This is a genomic window from Bacillus sp. TE9106W, assembly GCF_054062215.1.
In genome coordinates this window covers 544322-568442 of the sequence record NZ_JBSSFA010000001.1, presented here as the reverse complement: position 1 = coordinate 568442, position 24121 = coordinate 544322, and the positions used below count along the sequence as shown (strand labels likewise).

Sequence of the window (24121 nt, the reverse complement as noted above, 5' to 3'; positions counted from 1 at the left end):
TATCCGTTCAATTATGCTCTATCTTTAGAAGAGTTTTGTTGTTTTAATAAGTCGCGAATTTCGCCAAGAAGTTCTTCTTCTTTTGTTGGTTCTGGAATTTCTTCCTCTTTTTCTTCTTCTCTTTTAGATGTTAGTTTGTTGAACACTTTAACGAACATAAAGATAGCAGCTGCGATAATTAAGAAATCAAAAATAGTTTGGATGAAGTTACCATACATAATAGATGATTTACCGAATGTAATTTTTAAATCTGTAAAGTCAACGCCACCTAATACCATACCAAGTAATGGTGTAATAATATCTTTTACTAAAGAACTAACGATTTTACCGAATGCAGCACCGATTACAACCCCGACAGCTAAATCGATTACATTCCCTTTGAACGCGAATTTCTTAAACTCGTTCCACATGTGTTAATCCCATCCTTTCCACGATTCATTATGAAATTTATAATTCCTATCAACATATTCTATAGAAATTTGCGTGAGAAATAAAGGGGAAATGGGAATGAAAGTAAATTCTGAAAAATGTATCCGTTTTAATTTTTGTTTACATCATTCAGTAGAGATTGGAGCATTTGCTGCGTTTTTAATCCTTCTAATCCATCTACTAACGGCTTTGTGTCTCCGTGTACACAGTCAATAAAATGATGAACAGCATCTTCAAAACCGCGTTGTTTTAACGTCGTTTCCCATGAGGGGGAACCACTTTGTGAAACAGAGTTTTCCTGTTCAACTTCAAATGTGTTCATGTTTTTTACACGAATGATTTTTCCCGCCGTTACAAGTTCAATTTGTTCTAAATTTGTACCGGCATTGCGGTGCATTGCGGTAGAAAGTAACAGTCCATTTGCAGTTGTATATGTATGATGTCCGTAAAGAAGTTCATTCTTTTCATTGATTTGCATCATATTATGAACGACGTTAAGCTCATCGTTAGCTAACCAACGAGCAGTATCTACAATATGTAAGTAATCATCTAACATCGTAAAGTCGTACGTATAGGGCCCGACTTTATTTGTACGATGCTTTTCAATTCGAATCCATGAAATATGATGAGCTTGCTCTTTTGCTGCAACATACATAGGAACGAAGCGGCGATTAAATCCGACCATTAACTTTCGGTTATACTTTTCGCTCAACTCGACTAGCTTCTCAGCTTGTTCTACTGTAGCAGCTAGCGGCTTATCAACATAAACGTCGATTCCTTTTTTCAGAAGTTCAGAAACGATTTCATAATGAGTAGCAGTTGAACTATGAACGAAGATTGCATCGCATTCTGAAGCTAACGTTTCAATAGAATGAAACTCTTGAATGCGGTATTGCTGGCAAACTTGTTTCCTTTTCTCCGCGTTAGGTGTAAACGCCCCTACAAAATTCCAATCTGTTTCTTTTGTAAGTGTTGGAAGATAGGCCTTTTGCGCAATACTTCCAAGTCCAATCATCCCAATTTTAGGTTTGTTCATGTGTATTCCCACCCTATTAATAGTAATGTAACGGGTTAAATGTAGCATAGGGCGGGGGAGGAAGGCAAAGATTAGCTTTTTTACTTACGCCCTTCTAACAAAATCTTCTCTATCTCTTCAAAGTTATGAGCGCGCGCATGCTCTAACGGGGTAACACCATCGTTGTCAGGAATAGTTACATCTGCACCGTGCTTGATAAGAAGGCGAATGACCTGTTGCTGTGTTTCGTTTCCGTTACTTAGTACGATCGCTTCCATTAAAGCAGTCCATCCGAGATTATTTACATGGTTAACATCAACAGATGTCCGGGTGAGGAGTTCTTTTATAACATCAATATAGCCATGTTCTGAGGCAGGGATAAGAGCTGTTCCACCGTAACGATTCGTAAGTGATGGATTTGCGCCAGCATCAATTGTTAGTTTTAAAATATCTAAGTAACCTTCTGCCCCAGCGTATAGAAAGGGATTGTTTTTCATATCATCTTGAATATTTACGTCAGCTCCAGCTTCGATAAGCGCTTTTGCGGTTTTTACATCATTTTTGTATGTAGCAATCATAAGAGGGGGGCGTCCTTTATTGTCTGTTATATTTATGTCAGCCCCTTTTTTGAGTAACGATATAACAGTATTCGTTTCTTGTTTCTCAGTAGCTGTTAGTAGCGCTGTCTCCATGTTTGTCATCTCCTTTTTAACTTCTTGTTCTTGCGAGCAACCTTGTAAAAAAATTACGCAACATATCATGCTTAATGTTTTTTTGAACATGGAATTTCAACCTCCTCATTTCAACTGTAAAAGAAGAACATTAAATTTTTATAAACTGACGCTAAAATTACTATAAAATCGCTTGAGTATTTGAACATATATTTTTATGCTTATGAGTAATAAGGTTTGATAAAGTGAGGATGTAACATATGTCTATTAAAACAAGGTTTTTATTTTCTTATATCGCTGTCATTCTCGTTTCCATTACGCTTATATTAATCGCGGGATTTTTAATCGTTTTTTCGATAACAGGTGATTTGGAAGCAGTGAAAAATTTCTATAAAAGCTCCTATATTCAAAAGCCGCTTACGTCAGAAGAAGAGAATGCGTATATTGAGTTAAAGACGGCAGCAAAGAAACATCAATCGCAACTATTAGATGAATCGTTCGTTTCATCACTTGAAAAAGAAGGGGTGAAAATTGTTGTAAGAAAGGGAGAAACCATTTCTTATGCTACAAAAGTATTTGAAAGTGTGGCTTTAAAGGAAGCCCTTCCGAAATTTGAATCAGCAAATATTAATAGTCGTGGTACAACGGAATTAGGCGATACATTTTATCGATATGTAAAGTTTGATTTTTATTTTCCTCAGGAAGAAGAGGGGAGTATATTTGTATTAAAGAAGCAAAGTTCATTTGTAGATCTTACACAAAAGTTATTTCCGATTTTGTTCGTATCACTTTTACTGTTAGCTATTTTACTTATTGGATTATTAAGTTACCTCGTCTCAAGAAGTGTTATAAAACCAATCTTTGTATTGAAAGATGCGACTGGAAAAATTAAAGAAGGAAATTTAGATTTTCAAATACCAGTTACATCGCACGATGAAATCGGGCAATTGAATCAAGGATTTGAGGAAATGAGGAAGAAATTAAAAGAATCGATAGAGATGCAAACGCAGTATGAAGAAAATCGAAAAGAGCTCATTTCAAACATCTCTCACGATTTAAAAACACCGATTACATCTATTATTGGATATGTAGAAGGAATAAAAGACGGAGTAGCAAATACACCAGAAAAAATGGATAAGTACTTAACGACTATCCATACGAAAGCAAGACATATGGATACACTCATTGATGAATTATTTTTATTCTCAAAGCTCGATTTGAATCGAGTTCCCTTTCAGTTTGAAACGGTTGAATTAAATATGTTTATGCAAGAATTAATAGAAGAGATGCAGATGGATTTAAGTAAAGAAGGTATAGAAGTTAACTTACAATTACATGCATCCCCACTTTATGTAACGGCTGATTGTGAAAAGATAAATAGAGTGATATCAAATTTAATTCATAATAGTGTGAAATACATGGATAAAGAAGAAAAGAAAATTACTGTAACAGTATCGAGTGATAACAATAAAGTGATTGTGAAAATAATGGACAACGGATCAGGTATAGAATCTGATACACTTCCTTATATTTTTGAACGTTTCTATCGTGCAGAGCAATCGCGAAATTCTAGTACAGGTGGAAGTGGACTTGGCTTAGCGATAGCGAAGCAAATTATTGAAGAACATGGCGGGAATATTTGGGCGGAAAGCGAGCTTGGGGAAGGCACAAGCATTTTCTTCTCATTGGAAAAAGTAGAGAAATGTGGTGAGTAAATTGAAAAGAATTTTACTAATAGAAGATGAAGTAAGCATTGCAGAATTACAGCGAGATTATTTAGAAATTAATGATTTTCAAGTTGATGTAGAACATTCAGGAGAAACAGGTTTACAAATGGCCCTGCAAGAAGACTACGATTTAATTATTTTAGATATTATGCTTCCGAAAATGAATGGATTTGAAATTTGTAAGCAAATTCGAGCTATAAAAGATATTCCGATTCTACTTGTTTCAGCAAAAAAAGAAGATATAGATAAAATTCGCGGGCTCGGATTAGGAGCGGATGATTATATAACGAAACCGTTTAGCCCGAGTGAGCTAGTAGCAAGAGTAAAAGCCCATATTTCTCGTTATGAAAGATTATTAGGAAATGTAAGTAAGCAACGCGATACGCTATATATTCACGGAATCTCTATTGATCAAAGGGCGAGGAAAGTTTTTATAAACAATGAAGAAATCGCCTTTACAACGAAAGAATTTGATTTATTAACATTCTTTGTAACGCATCCAAACCAAGTGTTAAATAAAGAACAGTTATTTGAACGCATTTGGGGATTAGGCTCCGCTGGTGATTTAGCAACTGTTGTCGTTCATATTAGAAAGTTACGTGAAAAAATTGAAAGAGACCCTGCTCATCCGCAATATATTGAAACAGTATGGGGAGCTGGTTATCGTTTTAATGTGTAGGGAACCTGTCAAAGTTTTGACAGGTTTTTTTTGTATGTGATCAAAAGGGAGGAATAGGTAATTTATGTTAAAATATAAAGAGAGATAAAAACATAGGAGAGTGTGAGAGGGCGTGCTACATTTTGGGGGATATATTAAAAGATAATAAATCAAACAAGATTTTAAAGGTTGGAACTAATATCATACTTGTTTTATTACTAATAGGTGCAATACAAATGTTTTATGATGACGATTATACGAATGATCATTTCGGTGGGTTATTTATGATGGGCTTTTTTGGAATTAAAATCATTTCTTCTTTTATAATGAGTATAAAAGAAGGAGATAAAAAGGCAGTATTCCTTGATGTAGGTTTAATGATTGTTTTGTTCTGCTTGCTGTTTTTAGTATGAAATATTTCTTTTGAAAAAAGCTCATAGTCTTATAGAGGCTGTGAGCTTTCTTTAATAATAACGGTACTAGTGTAACGATTTATAAAATTCTTGAGTAGTAGAAATAAATTGAGCAGCTTCTTCTAAAAAAGGATAATGATTACTCTCCTCAAATGTCACAAAGGTAGAATTACGTATACCCTTATGCATCTCGATAGAATACTGAAGCGGGCACTGTACATCGTGTCTTCCGCATATAATAAGTGTCTTTGTTTGGATAGAAGGTAAATGTTCTCGTAAATCAAATGCTGGATATTCATGAGCAAAAGCGTTCATCCGGATAGCGGACATTGTTTTTTTGATTGGTTTATCAAAATAAGAATTGTAGTTTTCGGGTTTATATAAAGATAATTTTGTTCGTTTGGTAGATAGTTCTTTTCGTTCCTCATTTGTAAGGTGAGGGCTTTTTAAATTTTCGATGAGCTGTTGCATATAATGAAACTGAGGATGTTCCGGATGATAAATACAAAATGGTGTTTCAGTATAGTTACTTGCTGCGGCTCCAACGACGACTAGTGATTGTAAGGATTTTGGATATGTGATTGCGTATAGAAGTCTAAGCATACCACCTGTTGAATGACCGGCGAAATGCCATGTTGGAAGTTGTAAAGTTTCTCGTATTGCTTCTAAGTCGTGAATTGTTTCAATCATACTTAATTCGTTTTCTACCTGGGCTTTTGCTGAGTTACCAGCGCCTCGTAAATTAATGAGCAATACACGATGCGTAGCAGTGAAAACATCCGCAAAGTAATCACCAGTCTCATTAAATTGGGAATAGTGATGTGTAATGCAAAGCGGTTCGCCACTGCCTTTAGTAAAAAGCTCGAATGTACCGCGTTTCGTGTTGATCATTTGTTGTTTCCACATAATATCACGACCTTTTCTTATAAAGTCCGTTAGTACATAAAAATATATCAGCGATTATTAGAATATATCGGCGCAACTCGGAATATATCAGCGATTATCAAAATATATCGGCGCAACTTGAAATATATCAGCGATTATTAAAATATATCGACTTACCGACAGAAATCGACAATAATAGCAGGCTTTAAATAAAAGGAGGCTATTCAAAAACGAGCCTCCTTTTCGTTTAGTACAAAAATTTTTTCATATTATTCCGAATAATTTCAAGGGATTTCGCTACAGTTAATGCATTCTTTTCTTCAATTTCTGGTTTGCGGGGGATAGGTTTATACATGTTGTCTGGATCTTCCCATGTGAGAGGAAGTTCTGTTTCAGCTTGTCCTTTCCAAGCGTCAATCCATTCTGGAGGGAGATAACCTGAGATGTTTTGGATGTTGTTCATTTCGAGCCAAATGAGTGCCCAAGCTCTTGGGACGACGCGCCAGTGGTCATAGCCACCGCCGCCGACAGCAATCCAGCGACCTTCGCAATATTCGTTAGCGATTTCGCGAGCGAGCTTCGGTATTTCACGGTAAATATTCATCGTTGCGCAAAGGTGTGTAAGTGGGTCGTAGTAATGTGCGTCAGCACCATTTTGCGTTAAAATAATATCCGGTTTAAAGTATGCGGCCACTTCTTTTACGACAGTTCGATAGGAATCTAAAAACGATTCGTCTTCTGTAAAAGCATCGAGTGGAACGTTAAAAGAATAACTATAGCCATTACCTTGTCCGCGTTCGTTTACAGCACCAGTTCCAGGGAATAAATATCGACCAGTTTCATGTAGTGAAATGGTGCATACGTTAGGATCGTCATAAAAGGACCACTGTACACCATCACCGTGATGAGCATCTGTATCAATATATAAAACGCGTAAACCGTATTTCTTTTGAATATATTTCATTGCGATAGAACTATCGTTATAAATGCAAAAGCCAGACGCTTTGCCGCGGAAGCCATGATGTAAGCCGCCTCCTAAGTTAAGTGCGTGTTTTACTTTCCCAGAAAGAACAGCATCGACAGCTGTTAACGTACCACCAACGAGTAATGCGCTTGCTTCGTGCATATTCGGAAACATCGGTGTATCTTCTGTTCCGAGTCCATATGTCATCGCAATTGATTTTTCTAACTTACCTTCTCCAGCACGTTTTACCGCATTTATGTACTCCTCTGTATGAATGTAGGCAATCTCTTCATCTGTAGCTATCCGTGGTGAGATGATTTGGGAAGGAGAGATGAAACCGCCCTTTTGTAATAAATCATACGTAAGTGTGACGCGCAGTTGGTTAAAGGGATGATCAGGGCTAAATGAATAGCCCCGAAAGTCATCCGAATAAATAAACGCGCTACTCATGCTTGCATCCCCATAATGTTTGGCCATAATACGCGGTAGCCTTCTGCTTCAAGTGCATCAATCACTTTTAGCGGATTCATCGTTTGAATGCGGAAAACGAGTACTTTATCATTCTCATCTTTTGCTGGGTAGACGAGAACGCTCACGATATTTATTTGTAACTCACTAAAAATAGCAACGACTTTTCCGAGAATACCAGGTTCATTTTTTACTTGAATTTCAATTTGTGAACTCGGTTGATGTGCTCCTGTTAATTTCACTAACGTGTGCAGTACAGTAGATTCAGAAATGATTCCAACTAACTTTCCAGCCTTTGTAACAGGGAGACAGCCAATTTTATTTTCAAAAAATAAAGTAGCAATTTCCTCAACGAAATCGAGAGGATGGCAAGTCATAACAGGGTGTTTCATAATAAGTTCAAGTGGTTGCTTCAGCATATCGAGTGAAACTTGTTCATCTAAAATAGACGGACTTGCATCTCTTACATCCCGATCAGAAATAATGCCTACGACATGATTATTTTGATCGACAATTGGAATGTGCCGAATGCCTTTCGTGCGTATCGTTCGGATTGCTGTTTCGATTGTATCGTTTGGATGTAGTGTCACCACATCTTGATTCATAATTTCTTCTACAATCATTCCAGTTGCCCCCTTTATTAATACATAAAACGATTGTGAAAACGTAGACGATCAAATGCTTGAATAGAATCCGTATCAACGCGTTTACCGATGCGGACCATTAAACAGTTAGCAGGATGTGAACAAATTTCAGGATCATCTGTAGCCATCCATTGTAACCCGCCAGCATTCATCATCTTTTCCATTACTTTTCGGTACTCCCAAACATTTAAGCCTGTTTGTTTTAAATCCCAGTGCCAATAATATTCAGTCGTCAATATAATGTAATCTTCCATATAATCGTCCATCATGGAAACTTCTAATAAGTTCTTTCCGACAGCGCAACCACGGAAGGCAGGGACAACTTCAATCGCCCCGAGTTCAATTAAGTTTTCCATCTTTCCTTCTGACCATCGTTCAAGTGGATCAGGATACAAGTATGTAACATATCCAACAATCGTTTGGTCATGTCTAGCAATAATGAGACGAGCTTCTGGCAATTTAGAAATTTCGACAATTGCTTTATATTGCTGCTCGGCAGGACGAAACGCAACTAAATCTGGATGAAATTCATACATTTCTAAGTTATGTGTAGAGACAGGCCCTTCAATAATTAAAGTGCCTTTCGCTGTTTTTAAGTTTCTAGCATTATATATTTTTTTATGAATCAATGTATTGCTCACCACCTTGAGGGTTTGTGAATCTATTCATATCGTACTTTATAATATATGCGATGTGAATCGAAATTTGTCATTAAAAATTTGTCTAAAAATCAACAAATATACTGAAAATTTTAAAAAATGTTATTATAATAGATAATAGAATACATAGGAGGGGGATGTAAAGTATGAAAGTAGAAACGCTTCCTGTCATTAAAGGAGAAAATAATTTGCCGAATTATGATGAGGCATACGCGAATTTTAACTGGGAAGAGGTTAATAAAAACTTTACTTGGAATGAAACGGGCCGAGTGAATATGGCGTATGAAGCAATTGATAAGCATGCGAAATCCGATCGAAAGAATAAAGTAGCCCTTTATTATCAAGATGGATCTCGAAAAGAGAAGTATACATTTAAGGAAATGAAGGATTTTTCTAATAAAGCAGGAAACGTCCTAAAAAACTATGGCGATGTAGAAAAAGGCGATCGCGTTTTTATTTTTATGCCACGTTCTCCAGAGTTATATTTCGCACTTTTAGGTGCAGTGAAATTAGGAGCAATTGTTGGTCCGCTATTTGAAGCATTTATGGAAGGCGCAGTTCGCGATCGTTTAGAAGATAGCGAAGCAAAAGTGTTAATTACAACACCTGAATTGTTAGAGCGCGTACCATTAAATGATTTACCTGCTTTAAAAACAGTCTTCCTTGTTGGAGATAATGTAGAAGAAGGCGGTAAAACGGTAGCATTCAATCCTTTATTTGAACAAGCTTCAAAAGAATTACATATTGAATGGTTAGGCCGTGAAGACGGTTTGATTTTACATTACACGTCTGGTTCTACTGGTAAGCCAAAAGGTGTGCTTCATGCGCAAAACGCAATGGTTCAGCACTATCAAACGGCGAAGTGGGTATTAGATTTAAAAGAAGACGATGTATATTGGTGCACAGCTGACCCGGGCTGGGTAACGGGAACTGCTTACGGTATTTTTGCACCGTGGTTAGTCGGGGCATCAAATGTTATTTTAGGCGGACGCTTTAGTCCAGAAGCGTGGTATGAAGCACTGCAAGATTACGGTGTAACAGTTTGGTACAGCGCACCAACAGCTTTCCGTATGTTAATGGGAGCTGGACAAGACGCAATTAAAAAATATGACTTATCACAAGTGCGTCACGTATTAAGCGTTGGTGAACCGTTAAATCCAGAAGTAATTCGCTGGGGTATGAACGCATTTGGACTTCGTATTCATGATACGTGGTGGATGACAGAAACAGGTGGACAAGTTATTTGTAACTACCCTTGTATGGAAATCCGTCCAGGTTCAATGGGTAAGCCAATTCCAGGTGTAAAAGCAGCGATTGTTGATAATGAAGGAAATGAAGTGCCACCATACACAATGGGTAACTTAGCAATTGGCAAAGGTTGGCCAGCTATGATGCGCGGAATTTGGAATAACAAGCAAAAGTATGAGTCTTACTTCATGCCAGGCGATTGGTACGTATCAGGTGACTCTGCATACATGGATGAAGATGGATACTTCTGGTTCCAAGGGCGTATTGACGATGTAATTATGACGTCAGGTGAGCGCGTTGGTCCGTTTGAAGTGGAAAGCAAATTAATCGAGCATGCTGCTGTTGCAGAAGCTGGTGTAATCGGTATTCCTGATCCGGTGCGCGGCGAAATCATTAAAGCATTTATCGCGCTTCGTGCAGGGTACGAACCATCTGAAGAATTAAAAGAAGAAATTCGTCAATTTGTAAAGAAAGGTCTAGCAGCTCATGCAGCGCCAAGACAAATTGAATTTAGAGATAAATTACCGAAAACGAGAAGCGGTAAAATTATGCGCCGCGTATTAAAAGCGTGGGAGTTAAACTTACCAACAGGTGACTTATCAACGATGGAAGATTAAGAGAGAAAGGTCTGAACAAGTAATATGTTCAGGCCTTTCTTTTTTATTCCCTCTTTATCCTACATAGAAGTTAAAGAGGGAATAAAATGAAAACAGAAAAAGAAAAAATGATACTAGGAGAAATGTATATACCGACTGATCCAGTTGTATCAAAAGGTATGCCAGATCATGTAGTAGTTTACGGGAATACTGCAAAGATTATAAAAAAACTAAAATAATATTTGAACGAAGTACCTTCCTCGTCTGTATACATTTATGAAACAATAGATGAGGGAGGCTTTTATATGTCTAATAAATTACTTCTTACTTTTGCTTTAATTGGAATTATAGCCGTATTTTCTTGTGGTCTGTTATTACCGATGCCGATTGGATTTAAAGTTTCAATGATCACAGCTGGAGTGATGATGATTGTGATGTTTTCCATCATTATTCCGTTTGATAGAAAACATATAGTACGGAAAAATGGATATAAAATTGATTTTACGAAAACAAAAGTGTACTTTCGTTGGAATGTATTTGATACGATCTCGGCTTGTCTTGCAGTGTATGCATGTATATGTGTGCAAGTATTAAATATTTTAGTTTCAACCGGCGAGACAATTCAAAATCCGTACGTTCAATTTTTTACGAATCAATCACAAGTATGGATTATTGTCGCAAGTTGCTATTTAATTTCCCGTATTTCATTAACGTTAAAAGGAATCAAGGAGATCAAAAACCATGGCGCAGATTGGGATTGAGGAGGAGCTTATGCTTGCGTATCAAAGTGGAGATAAGCAGGCTGGGGAAAAACTATATATTTTAATCAAACCAGCGCTATACACATTTTTATATCGATTTAATCGAGATGAACAATTAAGTATCGACCTTGTACAAGATACGTTTTTGACGTTAGAGCGTAAGAAACATATGTATGAACTTGAAAAAGGCAAAATAAAAACGTATTTATTTCAAATCGGTTATCGTCTTATGATTAATAAATTAAATAGGAGAAAAAAGTGGCGTACGCTTTTGCCGTTTTTAGTGCCGATTCCGGAAAAAGAATTTTCTCACGAAGATCGGCTCACAGTAAGGGACGCGATTTTGAAAGTTCCTGAAGAGCAAAGAGCGGTCCTGATCCTTTCTTATTATCATGATATGCAGCAAAAAGAGATTGCAGAGGTATTAGATATTCCAGTCGGAACGGTGAAATCAAGACTTCATAACGGGATAAAGAAATTGAAACAATTGCTGGAGGTGGATGAAATTGAGCGAAAATCCCTTTAAGAGTGAATATAAATTAAAACAACATTTAGATAGTGACCATGTAGAAGTACCGGACTTTCCAAAAACGGTAAGTCGCTTCGACCGATTAATCGGATTTCTTGGTTCTCCGGCGAAAGATCCTGTGGAAGCGACGATTGGGAATGATTTATCAGTTGTGTTTCATGTCTCGTTGCTAGTTGGAGTTCCAATTCTTTCTCTTATTACGATACTCTTTATGACGTTGTAAAGGATTGGCAAGGAGAGAAATCCGACCTCTATTTGACACGCCTATATAAATGATGGTATAAAGAAAAGTATATGAATAATTGAGCGTGGAAAGGGAGAAGTAGTGATCATTTCCCTGTTTTAGAGAGCTGATGGCCGGTGAAAATCAGCACATAGATGATCGCGAATTACGCCCCTAGAGCATCTTTTTTCGATTGAATTGTATTCAAAAGGGAAAAGACGGTGCTAAGCCGTTATGTAAATAAGGTGGTAGGCTTTTTTGGTCTGCAACTAGGGTGGTAACGCGATAATCAAAATCGTCCCTTATTTGAAGGGGCGTTTTTTTTATGTTTTCAACCTTCACGCCAGTAATGAACTTAAAGGAGAGTATGTAGGATATGGGTATTTTACAAGATCTTGAATTTCGCGGTCTAATTAATCAGCAAACAGATGCTGAGGGCCTTGAGCAATTATTAGAAAAAGAAAGCGTTAAATTATACTGTGGTTTCGATCCGACAGCGGATAGCTTACACATTGGTCATATGTTACCAGTATTAATGTTACGTCGTTTCCAATTAGCTGGTCACCAACCAATCGCACTTGTTGGCGGTGGTACTGGTATGATCGGTGATCCAAGTGGTAAAAAAGCAGAGCGTACATTAAATACGAAAGATACAGTTGCTTACTACACAGAAAGCATTAAAAACCAACTTTCAAACTTCTTAGAGTTTGAAAACGTGGACAACCCAGCAACAATGGCTAACAACTATGACTGGCTTGGTAACTTAGATGTCATTTCATTCTTACGCGATATCGGTAAAAACTTCGGTTTAAACTATATGTTAGCAAAAGATACAGTAGCATCTCGTTTAGAGACTGGTATTTCATTCACTGAGTTTAGTTACATGATTTTACAATCATACGACTTCTTAAACTTATACCAACACCATAATTGCCGCCTACAAATCGGTGGTAGTGACCAATGGGGTAACATTACAGCTGGTCTTGAGTTAATCCGTAAATCAGAAGAAGATGCGAAAGCATTCGGTTTAACAATTCCACTTGTTACAAAATCTGATGGTACGAAGTTTGGTAAAACAGAAGGCGGCGCAATTTGGTTAGACCCAGAGAAAACAACTCCTTACGAGTTCTACCAATTCTGGATTAACACAGATGACCGCGATGTTGTTAAATACTTAAAATACTTTACATTCTTATCTCATGAAGAAATTCTTGAACTTGAAAAGCAAGTAGCTGAAGCACCAGAAAAACGTGCAGCACAAAAAGCATTAGGTGCAGAAATGACAAAACTTGTTCATGGCGAAGAAGCATTAGAGCAAGCGATTAAAATTTCAGCTGCATTATTCAGCGGTTCTGTAGCAGAATTGACTGCAAGCGAAATCGAGCAAGGATTCAAAGACGTACCATCTGTAGAACGTACTGCAGAAGATACAGTATTAATCGACTTACTTGTAGAAAGCAAAATCTCTCCATCAAAACGTCAAGCACGTGAAGATGTAACGAACGGCGCAATCTACGTAAACGGTGAGCGTACACAAGCATTAGACTACGTTGTAACAGAAAAAGACCGCATCGAAGGTAAATTCACAATCATTCGCCGCGGTAAAAAGAAATATTTCTTAATTCGTTACTAATTAGAAACGAATATAAACAAATAGTACCCCGAATTGTAGGCTGAAAAGTTTATGATTCGGGGTTTTTATGTAAGGATTTAAATCGCCGGATCTTTTCTTTTAAATAGAATATAAAGAATTAATATGAGCATATAAAGTAAACTAACTAGCATAACGATAAATGCTGTCGGATAAAATTTTGCTGCATATATAAAGAAATCGATTTGATAAATATCTTCGTAATTTGAAACGGTGCCTTTGAAGTAATTCGTAAATTTAGCACTATATTTCCATTCATCAGGATTATCTATTAAATTACTCCCCTGATACCAACTCATCAGTGCTGAAGTAATAAACAACATAAATGAACTTCCGAGTTGAACCATTTGGTTTATTGTCAAAAAAATCCACCTCCTATTTAATGGTTATTATAGCGTGCATTCATATGCTTGTAACCATTTTGTTGTAATCTCCTTTTCGAGTTCATACGGAAATCACATGTAAGCGGTATGATAAATGTATAACAACTAGAAAGGAGTGGTAAAACGAAATGTCACTAGAAGCGCTCATTATTTTTTCTTTGCTAAACGCGGGTCAGCTTGCAGAGAATTCGAAGGTGGATGTACATAAAGAGCAGAAAGATGCTTATGTATATGTTCAGAAAGAGGAAAATAAATAATTTTATTTTATATAAATGAGAAACATATTAAATTTTAAAAAAGATAATTATCAGAAAATGAGGAAGACAAATGTTATATAGATAATATATAACCTAAATCATGACTTTAAATTGGTGGTAATTTACACAAAATGTGTTTAACGGTTTAATCATAGTGTTACTATAAGACTTTGATGAAAGAGCAACTAATGCATAGTTGCTCCTTTTTATGTCGAATATTAGTAAGTGTTTAAAAGAGGGAATTATTAATTTTTATATAATTATATATATATGTATATATTAAAAAACAGGAGATAAGGTAATGTTTGAAGAATTAAAATTTGTATTTAAGGTTGTAATCGATTTAGCAAATGATTATGAAAGTTATCATGATAAGTATGGAATGAAAAGTTTGACTGTATCGCCTAGTGGAATGCAAGAACTTAAAGAGTTTAAGAATTCATCCGAAGGAAAAGAGTTAGAGAAAAGAGAAAATGCATTATATTATTTTTTAAAAGCCCTAGATTATGAGGTAATAAAGGCAATTCAAGTCGTTATGTATCTTGGAAGAGATCAAGATTATGATAAGAATGATACCCCAGAAAAGATTTACTCGGAATATAGACATTACTTTGGATCAAAAGGATGGGATGAGAAAGATATTATTATTAATACGGTAACAGAGAAAATTTCTTTAGGTAAATACTTACAAGACGGTTTGGGAATTTTAGGTGTGAGAGTGTAGAGTAGAAATTATTGAGATAAAAAGCATTTCTTATGAAGTGCTTTTTATTATGTATGCCCGACTAATTTAGGAATGGTTTACTGATGGAATTTAAGTAATAAACAAGTCACTTATTAGTAGCCAAATCCAGTCTTTATTTCCCTATTTTTTATCCATTAATTATCGCCTCAAGAAAACATTATCCGACAATATGGAGAATTTATCTACAAAATATAAATGAAATATGCTGTTTTAGCTTTTGAAGGTTTTAATATGCTTCAAAGCGAATCTATCCATATTCAAAATGAAAAAGAAGAACGTTAATCCTTATGATAGGCGTTCTTCTTTGTATGATTTTTATCTCCATCGCCATGCAATCGTTGTATCTTCAATGTGGATTGCTGGAATGTCGATTCCTAAATATTTCCCTTCGTTCTCATCGAAAACGGACCAATTTTCATCGTCTAGAGATTCAGGATCAATACTTTCAAATTCAAAAGTACTGTCTTTGTCTACCATTTCACGAAAATATTCTTGATAGGGTTTACTATTATCATTTAAGTGTATTGTTCCATACATTCATGGTGTTTCTGCAAAAGCGTCTCTGATTTCACCTATTTCAGTATCTTTAAAGTATAATTTCATATTTGCATCTTCTTATTCATGGATTTTAAAATAGTCTTTTGGCATCTCGCCTTTTATCAAATACTCATTATCTCTTTTTATTCAGCTTCGAAGCATAAGTGATTAAAACTCCCAATGTAAGTTCAGCAATTACAACTTATTTGCAAGCAATGTAAATATTACATTTTTGATGTCTAATTACATAGACCAATAAAAAAGAAGAACAGTTACCCTCACTAACAGACGTTCTTCTTTTTTTGTATTGATTTAATAATAAAAGTTAAGATGTTTTATCCGCTATACTTTTTCGTATTACTACATCAATTTTTACCTCTTGTGCGTCATCTAGTGCATGAAATAATAAATCAAAGTAAGTAACTCCTCTAGGTGTAGCATAATATGTAGCTAAATTTATCACTTGTGGTGGAAGTGGTTGACTATCCCAAGGTGGACGTTTTGTTAAATCTTCAATATCCCAAACTACTTCATCAGGTTTCTTCTTTTGTAATATGTTTTGAATCTCTTTTAAATTTTCTCGTGCTTCTTTCACATCGTCCCAACTTAACTTGTCAAAATACAAATCCTTCATTAACAAGGGATACTTAGTTCCCCAACCTTCAGGTTCTGTATGATAAGACATCGTTGAAAAAAAACTGTGTAATAAATCTGGATGACCAACTTCATAAAAAATACAATCTACTCCAAATCCTACTGTCATTTTTAATCCCTCTCTTTATATTACTGTTTTTTAATTTCTATTGTTACTTGATCATTTGTCTTATCAAGAATTTTTTTCTTCAATTCTAAAGTCTCTGTGGCACTAATTTCTTGTCCTCTAATATCAACAATGATTGACTGTGTAGTTCCTTCAGGTAAGTTTTTTAATCTTGCTTCTACTTGTTTTCCTATAACATATGCCAATCTAGTTCTTTTGGCTGATGTAGATACATCGTAATTTTTTACTTCGATCGCATGTTTAACTGTATCAGAATATAAATCTGGAATAGAAGAACCTTTGGTTTTTTTCTCTAATTCTAGACCATCTTTAAAAATAACTTGTTCTCGATAATTGGGATTATCTTTTAAGGCATCAAGTTCTGACTGTCTCCAAGATGGTCTAGCAAACATAAGATAACCGCTTAAATAATTACTCCAATTTCCTGATGGTGGAAGTGTGCTTACTATTGCTTCACCAGTGAGACCAACACCTGCAAAAGCAGGTTGTAAACGTGGTGGAAAAGCTTCAGTTACTTTGTACATGTTTGCTCCTCTAGCAAGTTTAGAAGCCTTATCAAGACCTTTCCCACCAAGTAACCCTAGACCGACTGATGTTACTAAATAAGAACCCCAGCGGAATCCACTTTCGACATCGCCATGCCAAACGTCATTCATAAAAGAATCTGAGAAAGCGTTCCACATAGCAGGAAGAGTCTCATCATAATTGACAACAGTATCCCACATGTCTGACCATGTTTCACCGTCACCTAACGCTTTAAATCCTTTCCAAGCATCTCCAACACCTTTTCCTGCACCATCATAAAGACCGTCCCAAGCTTTTTCTAAATCAGATTTTTGTTTGCCACACATTGCACCTTCTTCTAGTGTAACATCTTGATTATCCGCATTGCGGAATTTTTCAGCAATCCTTTTCAATTCTTCTTCCACATTTGTGATTGCATTGATAGAGGTAAATGCTTTTGGTCTTGCATCATTGAACATTTGGACGAAATTTTGATTAGAAGCACCTATCCATTGATAACATAAATAATCAATTTGATTACATAAGTCGTTATGTATGGATTCTAACGCGTTTCTAGTGTTATTTGCACGGTTTGCAACTTCTTCTAGCATTTCGGGTGTTACTTTGATTTGAACCATATAGCCCTTATTCCCCTAATATTTACCAATATAATTATACCATATAGGCATTTTGCTGTTACAAAGATTTTGGGGAAAATCTAGTATGGCTCTTTATTATGTATTGGATGTAGAAGGAGCCGACGATATTAGATAATTCACTAAATAAAAAAAGTGAACGAGTATGAAAAATATTCGTTCACTTTTATTTTAACCTGTATAAATGTAATTCATAATTTCCGTCAGTACTATCAGGCTTTCTAAACATTTCCTCGAATGGACCAACCTTTTTTGAGAAACCATTTTTTAATGCAAAGTGGTAACCTTCTTCAGTTATAACTTCTTGTAATATTAATCGTTCAAAGCCTTTTTCTTTAGCGAATGTTTTAAACCATTCAAGAACAATACTGCCCTTACCTTGATTACTTGGGGTAATGTTTATAGCAGTAATTGCCAAGCATGGATCGGGGAAAAATTCGCTTCTAAGGTTAATGGTGACTTTAGATTTTTTAGAAGAAATATCTAAAGAATACTTAGAAAGACCTTCTATGAACATTATTTCATCTTGTACTAATTCGTCTAATAACATTTTTAATTTTTGAAAGTCTTGTACATGAAGAGGAATCTCGGTGAATTTTTCTTTCAAAACAATTAACTCCTTTTATCATTTGTTTTTTTGCACTTATCCATTCCTATACACACGCCAGCCATTATATTTTTTGCCCCAAACTAGCCTCACTTAGCCCCAGGTACATTCTTTTTTATGTGTTATTTTGCATTGTTAATGATAAATAAAAAAAGCCCAGGCCCCTTGATAAACAAGGTTCCTAAGGCTTTTAATAATACTCTTTTCAGAGTACCGAGATTAACGAGAGTAGAACTCGATAGTATTAAAAAGTCTTATTATATCAGTGTTTGAAGCGTGTTTATTATTAAGTGGCCCCAAATTTGGCCCCACTTTCTGATAAGCTTCGACTAAATAACTCTACAGACATGGACTCCATTTCTTTTAATACATGTCCATAAATTTCATAAATCATTTGTGGAGTATTTCCTAAACGTTCGGCAATTACTTTCACATTTAAACCTTGATTTAATAATATGGTGCAGTGTGTATGGCGTAAGCCATGTATTGTTATTGAAGGGAGATTTGTGTTATTTAATACTCTTCTAAATGCATACAGTACACTACTATCTGTTATAGGTTTCCCGGTTTGATATGATGTAAATACAAACGATTCATCTTGTAGTTTGTATCCAAAAGATAGCATTACTTCCATGCACCACTTACGATATGTTTTTAGTTGGCTTACAAGTACATCATCTATTAGAATTGTTCGATAGCTGTTTTTTGTCTTGGGTGATCGTATCCCTTTATTATCTCTGGTACGTTCAATAGTAATTGTTTTATTATCAAAATCGATGTTTTTCCATTGTAAACCACAGGCTTCTCCTCTACGAATTCCTGTGTATGCAACGGTTAATAAAAATGTGTAATTTGTGGTGTTCTCTTCACGTTTAGCTACTTTCAAAAATTCAACTAATTGCCCAGGGGTGAAGTAATTAGTGTTTTCTTCTTTAACAGTTTCTTGGTTTGAAAGTTTAATTTTGGTGAAACGATTACGAGATAGTATTTCATCTTCCACAGCTGCATTTATGGCAATTTTGAAAAGAGTGTGGAATAAATGAACTGTACTTGGTTTGTACTTCTTTTCAAGTACATTCAAAAATTCCCTCTTATATGTGGTTCTATCTAACGTTTGCAACTTGTAATGGCCAAGTAATGGTTTCATTTGTAAGCGAATAGCCATTTCACGTTGAGCCCGAGAGGTTGGTTTCCAACTATTTTTATGAGTGTTATACCAAGTATCCAACCATTCTCCAACGGTCATTTGATCGTGTTCTACTTGTTTAGACTCACCACGTATTGTTGCAACTTTCACTTCTAAAAGGGATTTGAGGGCTTCTTTTTCTGATTTAAATCCCCTTTTCTTTTTCTCTTTCCTTTTACCAGTACTGTCGTAATACTTGTGACGGTACATCCACGTTTTTTCATTACTTGCATTGAAATAATAGTATATTTCCGGATCTTTTGCCGATTTATGCAATTTCACTATTACCATTCCTTTCATTGCTTTGGCTGGCGTATGCATAGGAATGGGGAAGTGTTGAATTGGTGTTATTTATCTTTGTCACGATCAGATGAATCTTGGTTTAAAAATGTAAACTTAAAATTCTTCATATCGTCATATTCTTTTTCAATGTCTTCATCTGAGGGGCAATTTACTTCAAGTTTTTCAAATAAAACTTCTAATATTTTTGTAGCTGTTTGCCTCTGTTCATAATTTAGCGATTTGCCATCAAAAAAAACATTGCCCCCATTTAAAAGCACTTTTAAATCAGGATAGTGTAGTTGACGATAGTCATGTAGGAGAGAATGTTTCATGTCTCTTTCTATATATGCTTCTTCTTCTTCAGGTGTCATGGAATTATAAAATGCTTCCATTTCTCTTTTTTGTTGTATTTCTGCATCTGTATAAAAACCTGCTCTCCATGCTAATTCAGTGAAGTCAACTTCAAGAGCCTCAGACAACTTTCTAACAATATCCAATGATGGATTTCTTTTTCCTAACTCAATTTGTGATAAATAAGGATGTGATAGTTCTACTATTTCTCCTAAATCTGCTAAGGTTAAACCCTTTTCTTTCCTGTATTTTCTAACTAATGTTCCGAATTCTACTTTCTCCATGATATTCATCTCCTTCTTGTTATACATTATCCTATATAATTTTAGCAGATTGCAACAAAAAATATAAAATGTTACTAATGATTACAAAAAATGTTGCAAACAGAAACAAAAAGTGATAACGTTGCAATTAGCAACAAAATATTAGGAGCTATCTGTAATAAAAACTTTTGGAAAGTGTTAGATCACGAAAGGAGAGAAAAGATGCAAAAAATAACATTGACTGTCAAAGAAGTTGCAGAATTATTAGATGTTTCTTTAACTACCGTGTATTCCATGACCCGTATGAATGAAATCCCTTATGCGAGAGTCAGAGGGAAAATACTCTTTCACCGTCCAACAATTGAAACATGGTTAATTAATGGAGCAATGCACGACTATGAAAAATTAGAAGTGTAGTTAATTCATAGATTGAAAGAGGTGATAGTGGTGATTCCTGCAAATGTGCAAGTAAATATTGATGAAAAAGCCATCAAGAAGTACATAGAGCAGCAGATAGATCAACAACTTCATGAAACATTGTTAATGATTGATATTGAAAAATTAGTAACCATTACATCAATGAGCAAAAGATTTTTGGAAGATGAGATTTTATCTGATCCAAGAATGCGCATCATTGAACGACGTCGCAACAGAAAACGTTGGTGGTTCTATAAGCAAGCTCTTAAAGTAATAACAGAAATTGTAGATGAATGGTAAACAAAAACGCTTTGGCTGGCGTATGCAAGAAAACAAAGTTCATAAAAGATTAGGTGGATAATACTTATTAATTCAAATCGCTTGATATTTTGTAGCAACGTTGATTTAGAAGTAATTGAGGTGAATAGGTTAATGAAAACTGCTGAAATACGTGAAGACAAGTTACATATGATTTTAGAAAAAGCCAAGCAAGGTGATTCGAAAGCAATCAAAGTTTTAAAAGAAATTAATCGAATATTAAAGCAAGTGTGATATTTATTTTTGAAAACATTATTAAGAGAAAAGGGGGTGCTCATTTTTGAAAGTTACCATGCCGCACTATATAACAAGAATTGATGAAATGTTACCTGGAGCAAAAATAATCAAGCTAACTGGATATGCAAATGGAAATCAAGAGTATCAAAAAGCGAAAACGCCAGTGTGTAAGTGGAAAGATAGCCAGGGATTAGATAATTTAGAAATAAATAAATGGATAAAACAAGGCGGATGGATTGGAGCGGTTATTCCTCAGGAGCGGATTATCATAGATGTAGATGACCAGGTTCAAGGGGAACTTGTCAAAGATTTGCTTGAAGGAGAAAACAAGCATCACCATTCGATTAAAACACCAAACGGATGGCAGTTTGTTTTTGCAGCTAAAGAGAAAAGGACACAAGACATTAAACAGATTACTAAATTTTTCTCTCAAATAGGTGTGGTTATTGATACCCGTACAGCTGGAGCAGGATATATTGTTTTTCCTACAAACAACACAGAAGGACGCTACATAGCGACTAATAGCATAGATCAGCTGGACGAATTACCACACTATTTAAGGCCTGTTAGAAATACAGATAAATCTAAAGATTATATGTTTCCAGTACCTATAGAAAGTTCAGGGAGCAGAAATGACACACTGTATAAGTTTGCTACACATTTAAAAGCGTGGAATGTTCCTAACGAAGAAATAATGCAGGCAATGGAGCTTATATATGAGTATTTTCTTTTAGATAAAACTGATTTCCCTTATAACGAATTAAAGGCCCTTACACAGTCTGCTATTCAATGGAAACCAGACCAGTCTGAAATACAGCATATATCTGACAAAAATTTTGAAACGCATGCCGAAGGTGAAAATAGGATCATACCTAAGCCTTTTAAAGTAGGAAATAAAGGTACACTTTTTGAGACGAGAGAGGATAAGGATGGAAACGAGATAACAAAACTTGTATCTCGCAAAACACCATATATTACAAAGGAATTCCATAACATAGAGCGTGCACAAGTACTTTATGAAATTGAATGGAAGGAAAACAATAGAACGGTAAGAGAAGTTGTACCAGCTTCTACTATTGCTGTTAGAAAAGAATTACTAGAACTCAGTGATAAGGGTTTTTCTGTTAATGATAATAATGTTAAGAAAATCATTACTTATTTTGATCAATATCTACTGGTTAATAACATAGAACAACATTATGCAGTAGAACGTTTAGGGCATATAAAAGATACTTTTATCCATCCTTTAGTTACTAAAGATGTTGAAATTATGGCGATAGATCATGGTGAGAAACAATTACTTGAAGCCTTTGAAGTAAAAGGAACAAGTGATAATTGGAAAAAAGAAGTGTTTGAACGAATTAAGCCGCATCCCAAGGCAGTATTTTTTGTTCTTTCTAGTTTTGCGAGTGTCATTATAAAGGATTTACGTTTACAGCCTTTCATTGTTGATTTAAGTGGAACAACCTCACAGGGTAAGACTACGACATTAAAAGTGGCGGCAAGTGTTTGGGGTAATGAGAGCTTAATGAGTGAATGGAATGCTACAAAAGTATCTATTGAGAGAAAAGCAGCATATTTAAACAGTTTTCCTTTATTAATGGATGATACAAGAAAAGCTGATGAACGTATTTTAAAAGATGTTATTTATTCTTTTAGTGGAGGACGTTCAAAAGGAAGAGGAAGTTTAAAAGGAAGTCAGAGGGAGTTTACTTGGCACAATATTTTACTAAGTACAGGTGAAGTGACTTTAAACGAATATGCAAAAAATCAAGGTGGAGCTGCTGCTAGGATTATTCCGCTAGTTGACCAGCCTTTAAAGAAAGATCATAGCAATATTATGGCACTACATGAAGCATTGGAAAACAACTACGGAGCTATAGGAATAGATTTCTTAAAAGTTTGGTTGAAACATAAAAAGGAACTTATTACAGAGTATCACAAGTTTAGGCAACATTATGTAGATAAAGCCAAAGGTAATGAAGTGCTAAGCCGATTAGCTGGATATTATGCTGCAGTTCATTTTACAGGAAGTATACTAAAGAGCAAATTGGATTTTGATATTGATCTAAAAGCTATTTCCTCATTATTTGACGATATAGCAGAAGAAAATAAAGCAATAGACAAGCCTATGCAGTTTTTAGAAGAAATACTTTCAGATTTGGATAGTAGTAGACAGGATATATTTTATGATTATATGCCTAAAATTATTAAAGCAATTTATAAGGATAAACAAAGACAATTGTTTTTGACCCCAGCTTATGTAAAGGACTTTTTAGGTTTAGAAGAAAAGCCAACACGTAGAGAATGGCTAAAGCGAGGCATTACTTCTCCAATAGAAGATAAGGATAAAATCGTTGACTATAAACAAGTAAAACACAATGGTAAGAATGTCAGGGTGATATTTTTAAATATGGATATTGTCAATGAATTAGGATTTAACTTTCATGAGGAAACAAATGTGAATTGAAAAATGCAGTAGCAAAAGTAACAAAAATGATGATAAATTTTATCTTTTGTGTTACCGCATTAAACCTTAGAGCCACAAGGAATTGATAGTTAAAGGTAACAAAAGTAACAAAGGTAACAAGTAAATATAAGTTATGTTTTTTTACTAGAAAACTATTAAAGAATGAAAAGCTAATATACAGTACATGTTCAAAAAAAGTGTTACTCTTGTTACCTTTTCAAAAAAACAAAGTAAAACCGTTGGGAGAGTAAGGCCTAATACGGTAACGAAATCTTGGAGAAATACGTTACCGTAGGTGTTACCTTGTTACCAAAACATAAATAAACAAGGATGTGTAGAAATGGTTTCAAAGAAAACTCCAATCGTATTAGCAATTGAACGTGATGAAAAAGGAAATCTTAGTACATGGTGTCAATACTGTAGAAAGTTTCATCATCATGGAACAGGTGAAGGGCACAGAGATGCGCATTGTTTTGAGGAAGAAAGCCCGTATATTCGTACAGGATATATTTTGAAGAAAATGAGACTCTCAGGTAAAGAGATTGGTATAAAAAACTAATTCTAAGTAGGTGATGGATAATTGGTT

At 35.2% G+C, this 24121-nt stretch carries 30 protein-coding genes and 1 other annotated feature; of the genes, 16 read left to right on the top strand and 14 right to left on the bottom strand.

Annotated elements, in window-relative coordinates; all coding sequences use genetic code 11:
* Positions 1 to 11: 11 nt before the first annotated feature.
* The 3 genes from mscL to ACVWY7_RS03120 form a co-directional block, all read right to left on the bottom strand.
* The gene (mscL, locus tag ACVWY7_RS03130; protein ID WP_000267001.1) at positions 12 to 410 is read right to left on the bottom strand and encodes a large-conductance mechanosensitive channel protein MscL; all 399 of its coding nucleotides are present in this window, start codon (positions 408 to 410) and stop codon (positions 12 to 14) included.
* Between the two features lie 128 nt (positions 411 to 538).
* Positions 539 to 1465, bottom strand: a complete 927-nt coding sequence (locus tag ACVWY7_RS03125) for a Gfo/Idh/MocA family protein (RefSeq protein WP_456523662.1) — start codon at positions 1463 to 1465, stop codon at positions 539 to 541.
* Between the two features lie 80 nt (positions 1466 to 1545).
* The gene (locus ACVWY7_RS03120; RefSeq protein ID WP_456523661.1) at positions 1546 to 2226 is read right to left on the bottom strand and encodes an ankyrin repeat domain-containing protein; all 681 of its coding nucleotides are present in this window, start codon (positions 2224 to 2226) and stop codon (positions 1546 to 1548) included.
* A gap of 149 nt (positions 2227 to 2375) precedes the next feature.
* Here ACVWY7_RS03120 and ACVWY7_RS03115 point away from each other — a divergent pair, with 149 nt between their 5' ends.
* The 3 genes from ACVWY7_RS03115 (at position 2376) to ACVWY7_RS03105 (ending at position 4913) form a co-directional block, all read left to right on the top strand.
* Positions 2376 to 3830 carry a sensor histidine kinase gene (locus ACVWY7_RS03115; RefSeq protein ID WP_105989338.1) on the top strand — a complete coding sequence of 485 codons (1455 nt, stop codon included), beginning with the start codon at positions 2376 to 2378 and terminating at the stop codon, positions 3828 to 3830.
* 1 nt (position 3831) lies between these two features.
* The gene (locus tag ACVWY7_RS03110; RefSeq protein ID WP_002080258.1) at positions 3832 to 4521 is read left to right on the top strand and encodes a response regulator transcription factor; all 690 of its coding nucleotides are present in this window, start codon (positions 3832 to 3834) and stop codon (positions 4519 to 4521) included.
* Positions 4522 to 4643: 122 nt separating this feature from the next.
* A complete protein-coding gene (locus ACVWY7_RS03105) occupies positions 4644 to 4913 on the top strand; it encodes a hypothetical protein (RefSeq protein ID WP_456523660.1) in 270 nt (89 codons plus the stop codon).
* Positions 4914 to 4979: 66 nt separating this feature from the next.
* Here the strand turns inward: ACVWY7_RS03105 and ACVWY7_RS03100 are convergent, their stop codons facing one another.
* The 4 genes from ACVWY7_RS03100 to acuA form a co-directional block, all read right to left on the bottom strand.
* Positions 4980 to 5840, bottom strand: coding sequence for an alpha/beta fold hydrolase (locus ACVWY7_RS03100; RefSeq protein ID WP_456523671.1), 861 nt, complete (start codon positions 5838 to 5840; stop codon positions 4980 to 4982).
* 205 nt (positions 5841 to 6045) lie between these two features.
* A complete protein-coding gene (gene acuC / locus ACVWY7_RS03095) occupies positions 6046 to 7212 on the bottom strand; it encodes an acetoin utilization protein AcuC (RefSeq protein WP_456523670.1) in 1167 nt (388 codons plus the stop codon).
* Entirely contained in the window at positions 7209 to 7853 is a 645-nt protein-coding gene (locus ACVWY7_RS03090) for an acetoin utilization AcuB family protein (protein WP_000634568.1), read from the bottom strand. The genes acuC and ACVWY7_RS03090 overlap by 4 nt, the downstream gene beginning before the upstream one ends.
* Positions 7854 to 7870: 17 nt before the next feature.
* Positions 7871 to 8503 (bottom strand): acetoin utilization protein acetyltransferase AcuA, encoded by a 633-nt coding sequence (gene acuA, locus ACVWY7_RS03085; protein WP_000581396.1) that lies wholly within the window; start codon positions 8501 to 8503, stop codon positions 7871 to 7873.
* 176 nt (positions 8504 to 8679) lie between these two features.
* On the opposite strand from acuA, the gene acsA reads away from it, so the two are divergent.
* The 6 genes from acsA to tyrS all read left to right on the top strand — a co-directional run bounded on the left by acsA (position 8680) and on the right by tyrS (position 13523).
* A complete protein-coding gene (gene acsA / locus ACVWY7_RS03080; protein ID WP_000862052.1) occupies positions 8680 to 10398 on the top strand; it encodes an acetate--CoA ligase in 1719 nt (572 codons plus the stop codon).
* Between the two features lie 86 nt (positions 10399 to 10484).
* Positions 10485 to 10616 (top strand): hypothetical protein, encoded by a 132-nt coding sequence (locus ACVWY7_RS03075; protein WP_258177228.1) that lies wholly within the window; start codon positions 10485 to 10487, stop codon positions 10614 to 10616.
* A 66-nt stretch (positions 10617 to 10682) separates the two neighbouring features.
* A complete protein-coding gene (locus ACVWY7_RS03070; RefSeq protein WP_073522136.1) occupies positions 10683 to 11138 on the top strand; it encodes a hypothetical protein in 456 nt (151 codons plus the stop codon).
* A complete protein-coding gene (locus tag ACVWY7_RS03065; protein ID WP_073522128.1) occupies positions 11119 to 11664 on the top strand; it encodes an RNA polymerase sigma factor in 546 nt (181 codons plus the stop codon). The genes ACVWY7_RS03070 and ACVWY7_RS03065 overlap by 20 nt, the downstream gene beginning before the upstream one ends.
* On the top strand, positions 11645 to 11890 hold the full coding sequence (locus ACVWY7_RS03060; protein ID WP_001293796.1) for a hypothetical protein: 246 nt from the start codon (positions 11645 to 11647) through the stop codon (positions 11888 to 11890). Before ACVWY7_RS03065 ends, ACVWY7_RS03060 begins: the two co-directional genes overlap by 20 nt.
* 77 nt (positions 11891 to 11967) lie before the next feature.
* Positions 11968 to 12196, top strand: a binding site (T-box leader).
* Between the two features lie 70 nt (positions 12197 to 12266).
* Entirely contained in the window at positions 12267 to 13523 is a 1257-nt protein-coding gene (gene tyrS, locus ACVWY7_RS03055; protein WP_000512078.1) for a tyrosine--tRNA ligase, read from the top strand.
* 77 nt (positions 13524 to 13600) lie between these two features.
* Here the strand turns inward: tyrS and ACVWY7_RS03050 are convergent, their stop codons facing one another.
* A complete protein-coding gene (locus tag ACVWY7_RS03050; RefSeq protein WP_033691377.1) occupies positions 13601 to 13903 on the bottom strand; it encodes a YjdJ family protein in 303 nt (100 codons plus the stop codon).
* 149 nt (positions 13904 to 14052) lie between these two features.
* Here ACVWY7_RS03050 and ACVWY7_RS03045 point away from each other — a divergent pair, with 149 nt between their 5' ends.
* Together ACVWY7_RS03045 and ACVWY7_RS03040 are read left to right on the top strand one after the other, a co-directional pair.
* On the top strand, positions 14053 to 14181 hold the full coding sequence (locus ACVWY7_RS03045; RefSeq protein ID WP_000050944.1) for a hypothetical protein: 129 nt from the start codon (positions 14053 to 14055) through the stop codon (positions 14179 to 14181).
* Between the two features lie 301 nt (positions 14182 to 14482).
* Positions 14483 to 14905 (top strand): DUF3775 domain-containing protein, encoded by a 423-nt coding sequence (locus ACVWY7_RS03040; protein WP_000461363.1) that lies wholly within the window; start codon positions 14483 to 14485, stop codon positions 14903 to 14905.
* A 336-nt stretch (positions 14906 to 15241) separates the two neighbouring features.
* On the opposite strand, the gene ACVWY7_RS03035 is transcribed toward ACVWY7_RS03040, so the two are convergent.
* From ACVWY7_RS03035 to ACVWY7_RS03010, 6 genes are all read right to left on the bottom strand, one after another.
* On the bottom strand, positions 15242 to 15463 hold the full coding sequence (locus tag ACVWY7_RS03035; protein ID WP_105989335.1) for a hypothetical protein: 222 nt from the start codon (positions 15461 to 15463) through the stop codon (positions 15242 to 15244).
* A 325-nt stretch (positions 15464 to 15788) separates the two neighbouring features.
* Positions 15789 to 16226 (bottom strand): immunity 70 family protein, encoded by a 438-nt coding sequence (locus tag ACVWY7_RS03030; protein WP_000215744.1) that lies wholly within the window; start codon positions 16224 to 16226, stop codon positions 15789 to 15791.
* A 20-nt stretch (positions 16227 to 16246) separates the two neighbouring features.
* Entirely contained in the window at positions 16247 to 17386 is a 1140-nt protein-coding gene (locus tag ACVWY7_RS03025) for a WXG100 family type VII secretion target (RefSeq protein WP_000249929.1), read from the bottom strand.
* Between the two features lie 184 nt (positions 17387 to 17570).
* The gene (locus ACVWY7_RS03020; RefSeq protein ID WP_212114023.1) at positions 17571 to 18011 is read right to left on the bottom strand and encodes a GNAT family protein; all 441 of its coding nucleotides are present in this window, start codon (positions 18009 to 18011) and stop codon (positions 17571 to 17573) included.
* Positions 18012 to 18297: 286 nt separating this feature from the next.
* Positions 18298 to 19479 carry a tyrosine-type recombinase/integrase gene (locus ACVWY7_RS03015; RefSeq protein ID WP_456523669.1) on the bottom strand — a complete coding sequence of 394 codons (1182 nt, stop codon included), beginning with the start codon at positions 19477 to 19479 and terminating at the stop codon, positions 18298 to 18300.
* Positions 19480 to 19544: 65 nt separating this feature from the next.
* Complete coding sequence (locus tag ACVWY7_RS03010; RefSeq protein ID WP_086719942.1) at positions 19545 to 20114, bottom strand: helix-turn-helix domain-containing protein; 570 nt, start codon at positions 20112 to 20114, stop codon at positions 19545 to 19547.
* A 90-nt stretch (positions 20115 to 20204) separates the two neighbouring features.
* Between ACVWY7_RS03010 and ACVWY7_RS03005 the strand changes: the two genes are divergently transcribed.
* The 5 genes from ACVWY7_RS03005 to ACVWY7_RS02985 all read left to right on the top strand — a co-directional run bounded on the left by ACVWY7_RS03005 (position 20205) and on the right by ACVWY7_RS02985 (position 24094).
* Positions 20205 to 20510, top strand: coding sequence for a helix-turn-helix domain-containing protein (locus tag ACVWY7_RS03005; RefSeq protein WP_456523659.1), 306 nt, complete (start codon positions 20205 to 20207; stop codon positions 20508 to 20510).
* Positions 20511 to 20540: 30 nt separating this feature from the next.
* Complete coding sequence (locus ACVWY7_RS03000; protein WP_456523658.1) at positions 20541 to 20810, top strand: hypothetical protein; 270 nt, start codon at positions 20541 to 20543, stop codon at positions 20808 to 20810.
* A gap of 120 nt (positions 20811 to 20930) precedes the next feature.
* Positions 20931 to 21062: a hypothetical protein gene (locus tag ACVWY7_RS02995; protein WP_254912566.1), complete on the top strand. Its 132-nt coding sequence runs from the start codon at positions 20931 to 20933 to the stop codon at positions 21060 to 21062.
* Between the two features lie 46 nt (positions 21063 to 21108).
* Complete coding sequence (locus ACVWY7_RS02990) at positions 21109 to 23535, top strand: DUF927 domain-containing protein (RefSeq protein ID WP_456523657.1); 2427 nt, start codon at positions 21109 to 21111, stop codon at positions 23533 to 23535.
* Positions 23536 to 23875: 340 nt separating this feature from the next.
* Entirely contained in the window at positions 23876 to 24094 is a 219-nt protein-coding gene (locus ACVWY7_RS02985; protein ID WP_428888912.1) for a hypothetical protein, read from the top strand.
* Positions 24095 to 24121: the final 27 nt, after the last annotated feature.

Excerpts from the sequence above, each read along its gene's own strand:
- mscL (WP_000267001.1), bottom strand. The coding sequence starts at position 410 with ATGTGGAACGAGTTTAAGAAATTCGCGTTCAAAGGGAATGTAATCGAT.
- ACVWY7_RS03125 (WP_456523662.1), bottom strand. The coding sequence starts at position 1,465 with ATGAACAAACCTAAAATTGGGATGATTGGACTTGGAAGTATTGCGCAA.
- ACVWY7_RS03120 (WP_456523661.1), bottom strand. The coding sequence starts at position 2,226 with ATGTTCAAAAAAACATTAAGCATGATATGTTGCGTAATTTTTTTACAA.
- ACVWY7_RS03115 (WP_105989338.1), top strand. The coding sequence starts at position 2,376 with ATGTCTATTAAAACAAGGTTTTTATTTTCTTATATCGCTGTCATTCTC.
- acuC (WP_456523670.1), bottom strand. The coding sequence starts at position 7,212 with ATGAGTAGCGCGTTTATTTATTCGGATGACTTTCGGGGCTATTCATTT.
- ACVWY7_RS03090 (WP_000634568.1), bottom strand. The coding sequence starts at position 7,853 with ATGATTGTAGAAGAAATTATGAATCAAGATGTGGTGACACTACATCCA.
- acsA (WP_000862052.1), top strand. The coding sequence starts at position 8,680 with ATGAAAGTAGAAACGCTTCCTGTCATTAAAGGAGAAAATAATTTGCCG.
- ACVWY7_RS03075 (WP_258177228.1), top strand. The coding sequence starts at position 10,485 with ATGAAAACAGAAAAAGAAAAAATGATACTAGGAGAAATGTATATACCG.
- ACVWY7_RS03070 (WP_073522136.1), top strand. The coding sequence starts at position 10,683 with ATGTCTAATAAATTACTTCTTACTTTTGCTTTAATTGGAATTATAGCC.
- ACVWY7_RS03065 (WP_073522128.1), top strand. The coding sequence starts at position 11,119 with ATGGCGCAGATTGGGATTGAGGAGGAGCTTATGCTTGCGTATCAAAGT.
- tyrS (WP_000512078.1), top strand. The coding sequence starts at position 12,267 with ATGGGTATTTTACAAGATCTTGAATTTCGCGGTCTAATTAATCAGCAA.
- ACVWY7_RS03045 (WP_000050944.1), top strand. The coding sequence starts at position 14,053 with ATGTCACTAGAAGCGCTCATTATTTTTTCTTTGCTAAACGCGGGTCAG.
- ACVWY7_RS03040 (WP_000461363.1), top strand. The coding sequence starts at position 14,483 with ATGTTTGAAGAATTAAAATTTGTATTTAAGGTTGTAATCGATTTAGCA.
- ACVWY7_RS03035 (WP_105989335.1), bottom strand. The coding sequence starts at position 15,463 with ATGTATGGAACAATACACTTAAATGATAATAGTAAACCCTATCAAGAA.
- ACVWY7_RS03030 (WP_000215744.1), bottom strand. The coding sequence starts at position 16,226 with ATGACAGTAGGATTTGGAGTAGATTGTATTTTTTATGAAGTTGGTCAT.
- ACVWY7_RS03025 (WP_000249929.1), bottom strand. The coding sequence starts at position 17,386 with ATGGTTCAAATCAAAGTAACACCCGAAATGCTAGAAGAAGTTGCAAAC.
- ACVWY7_RS03010 (WP_086719942.1), bottom strand. The coding sequence starts at position 20,114 with ATGGAGAAAGTAGAATTCGGAACATTAGTTAGAAAATACAGGAAAGAA.
- ACVWY7_RS03005 (WP_456523659.1), top strand. The coding sequence starts at position 20,205 with ATGTTGCAAACAGAAACAAAAAGTGATAACGTTGCAATTAGCAACAAA.
- ACVWY7_RS02985 (WP_428888912.1), top strand. The coding sequence starts at position 23,876 with ATGGTTTCAAAGAAAACTCCAATCGTATTAGCAATTGAACGTGATGAA.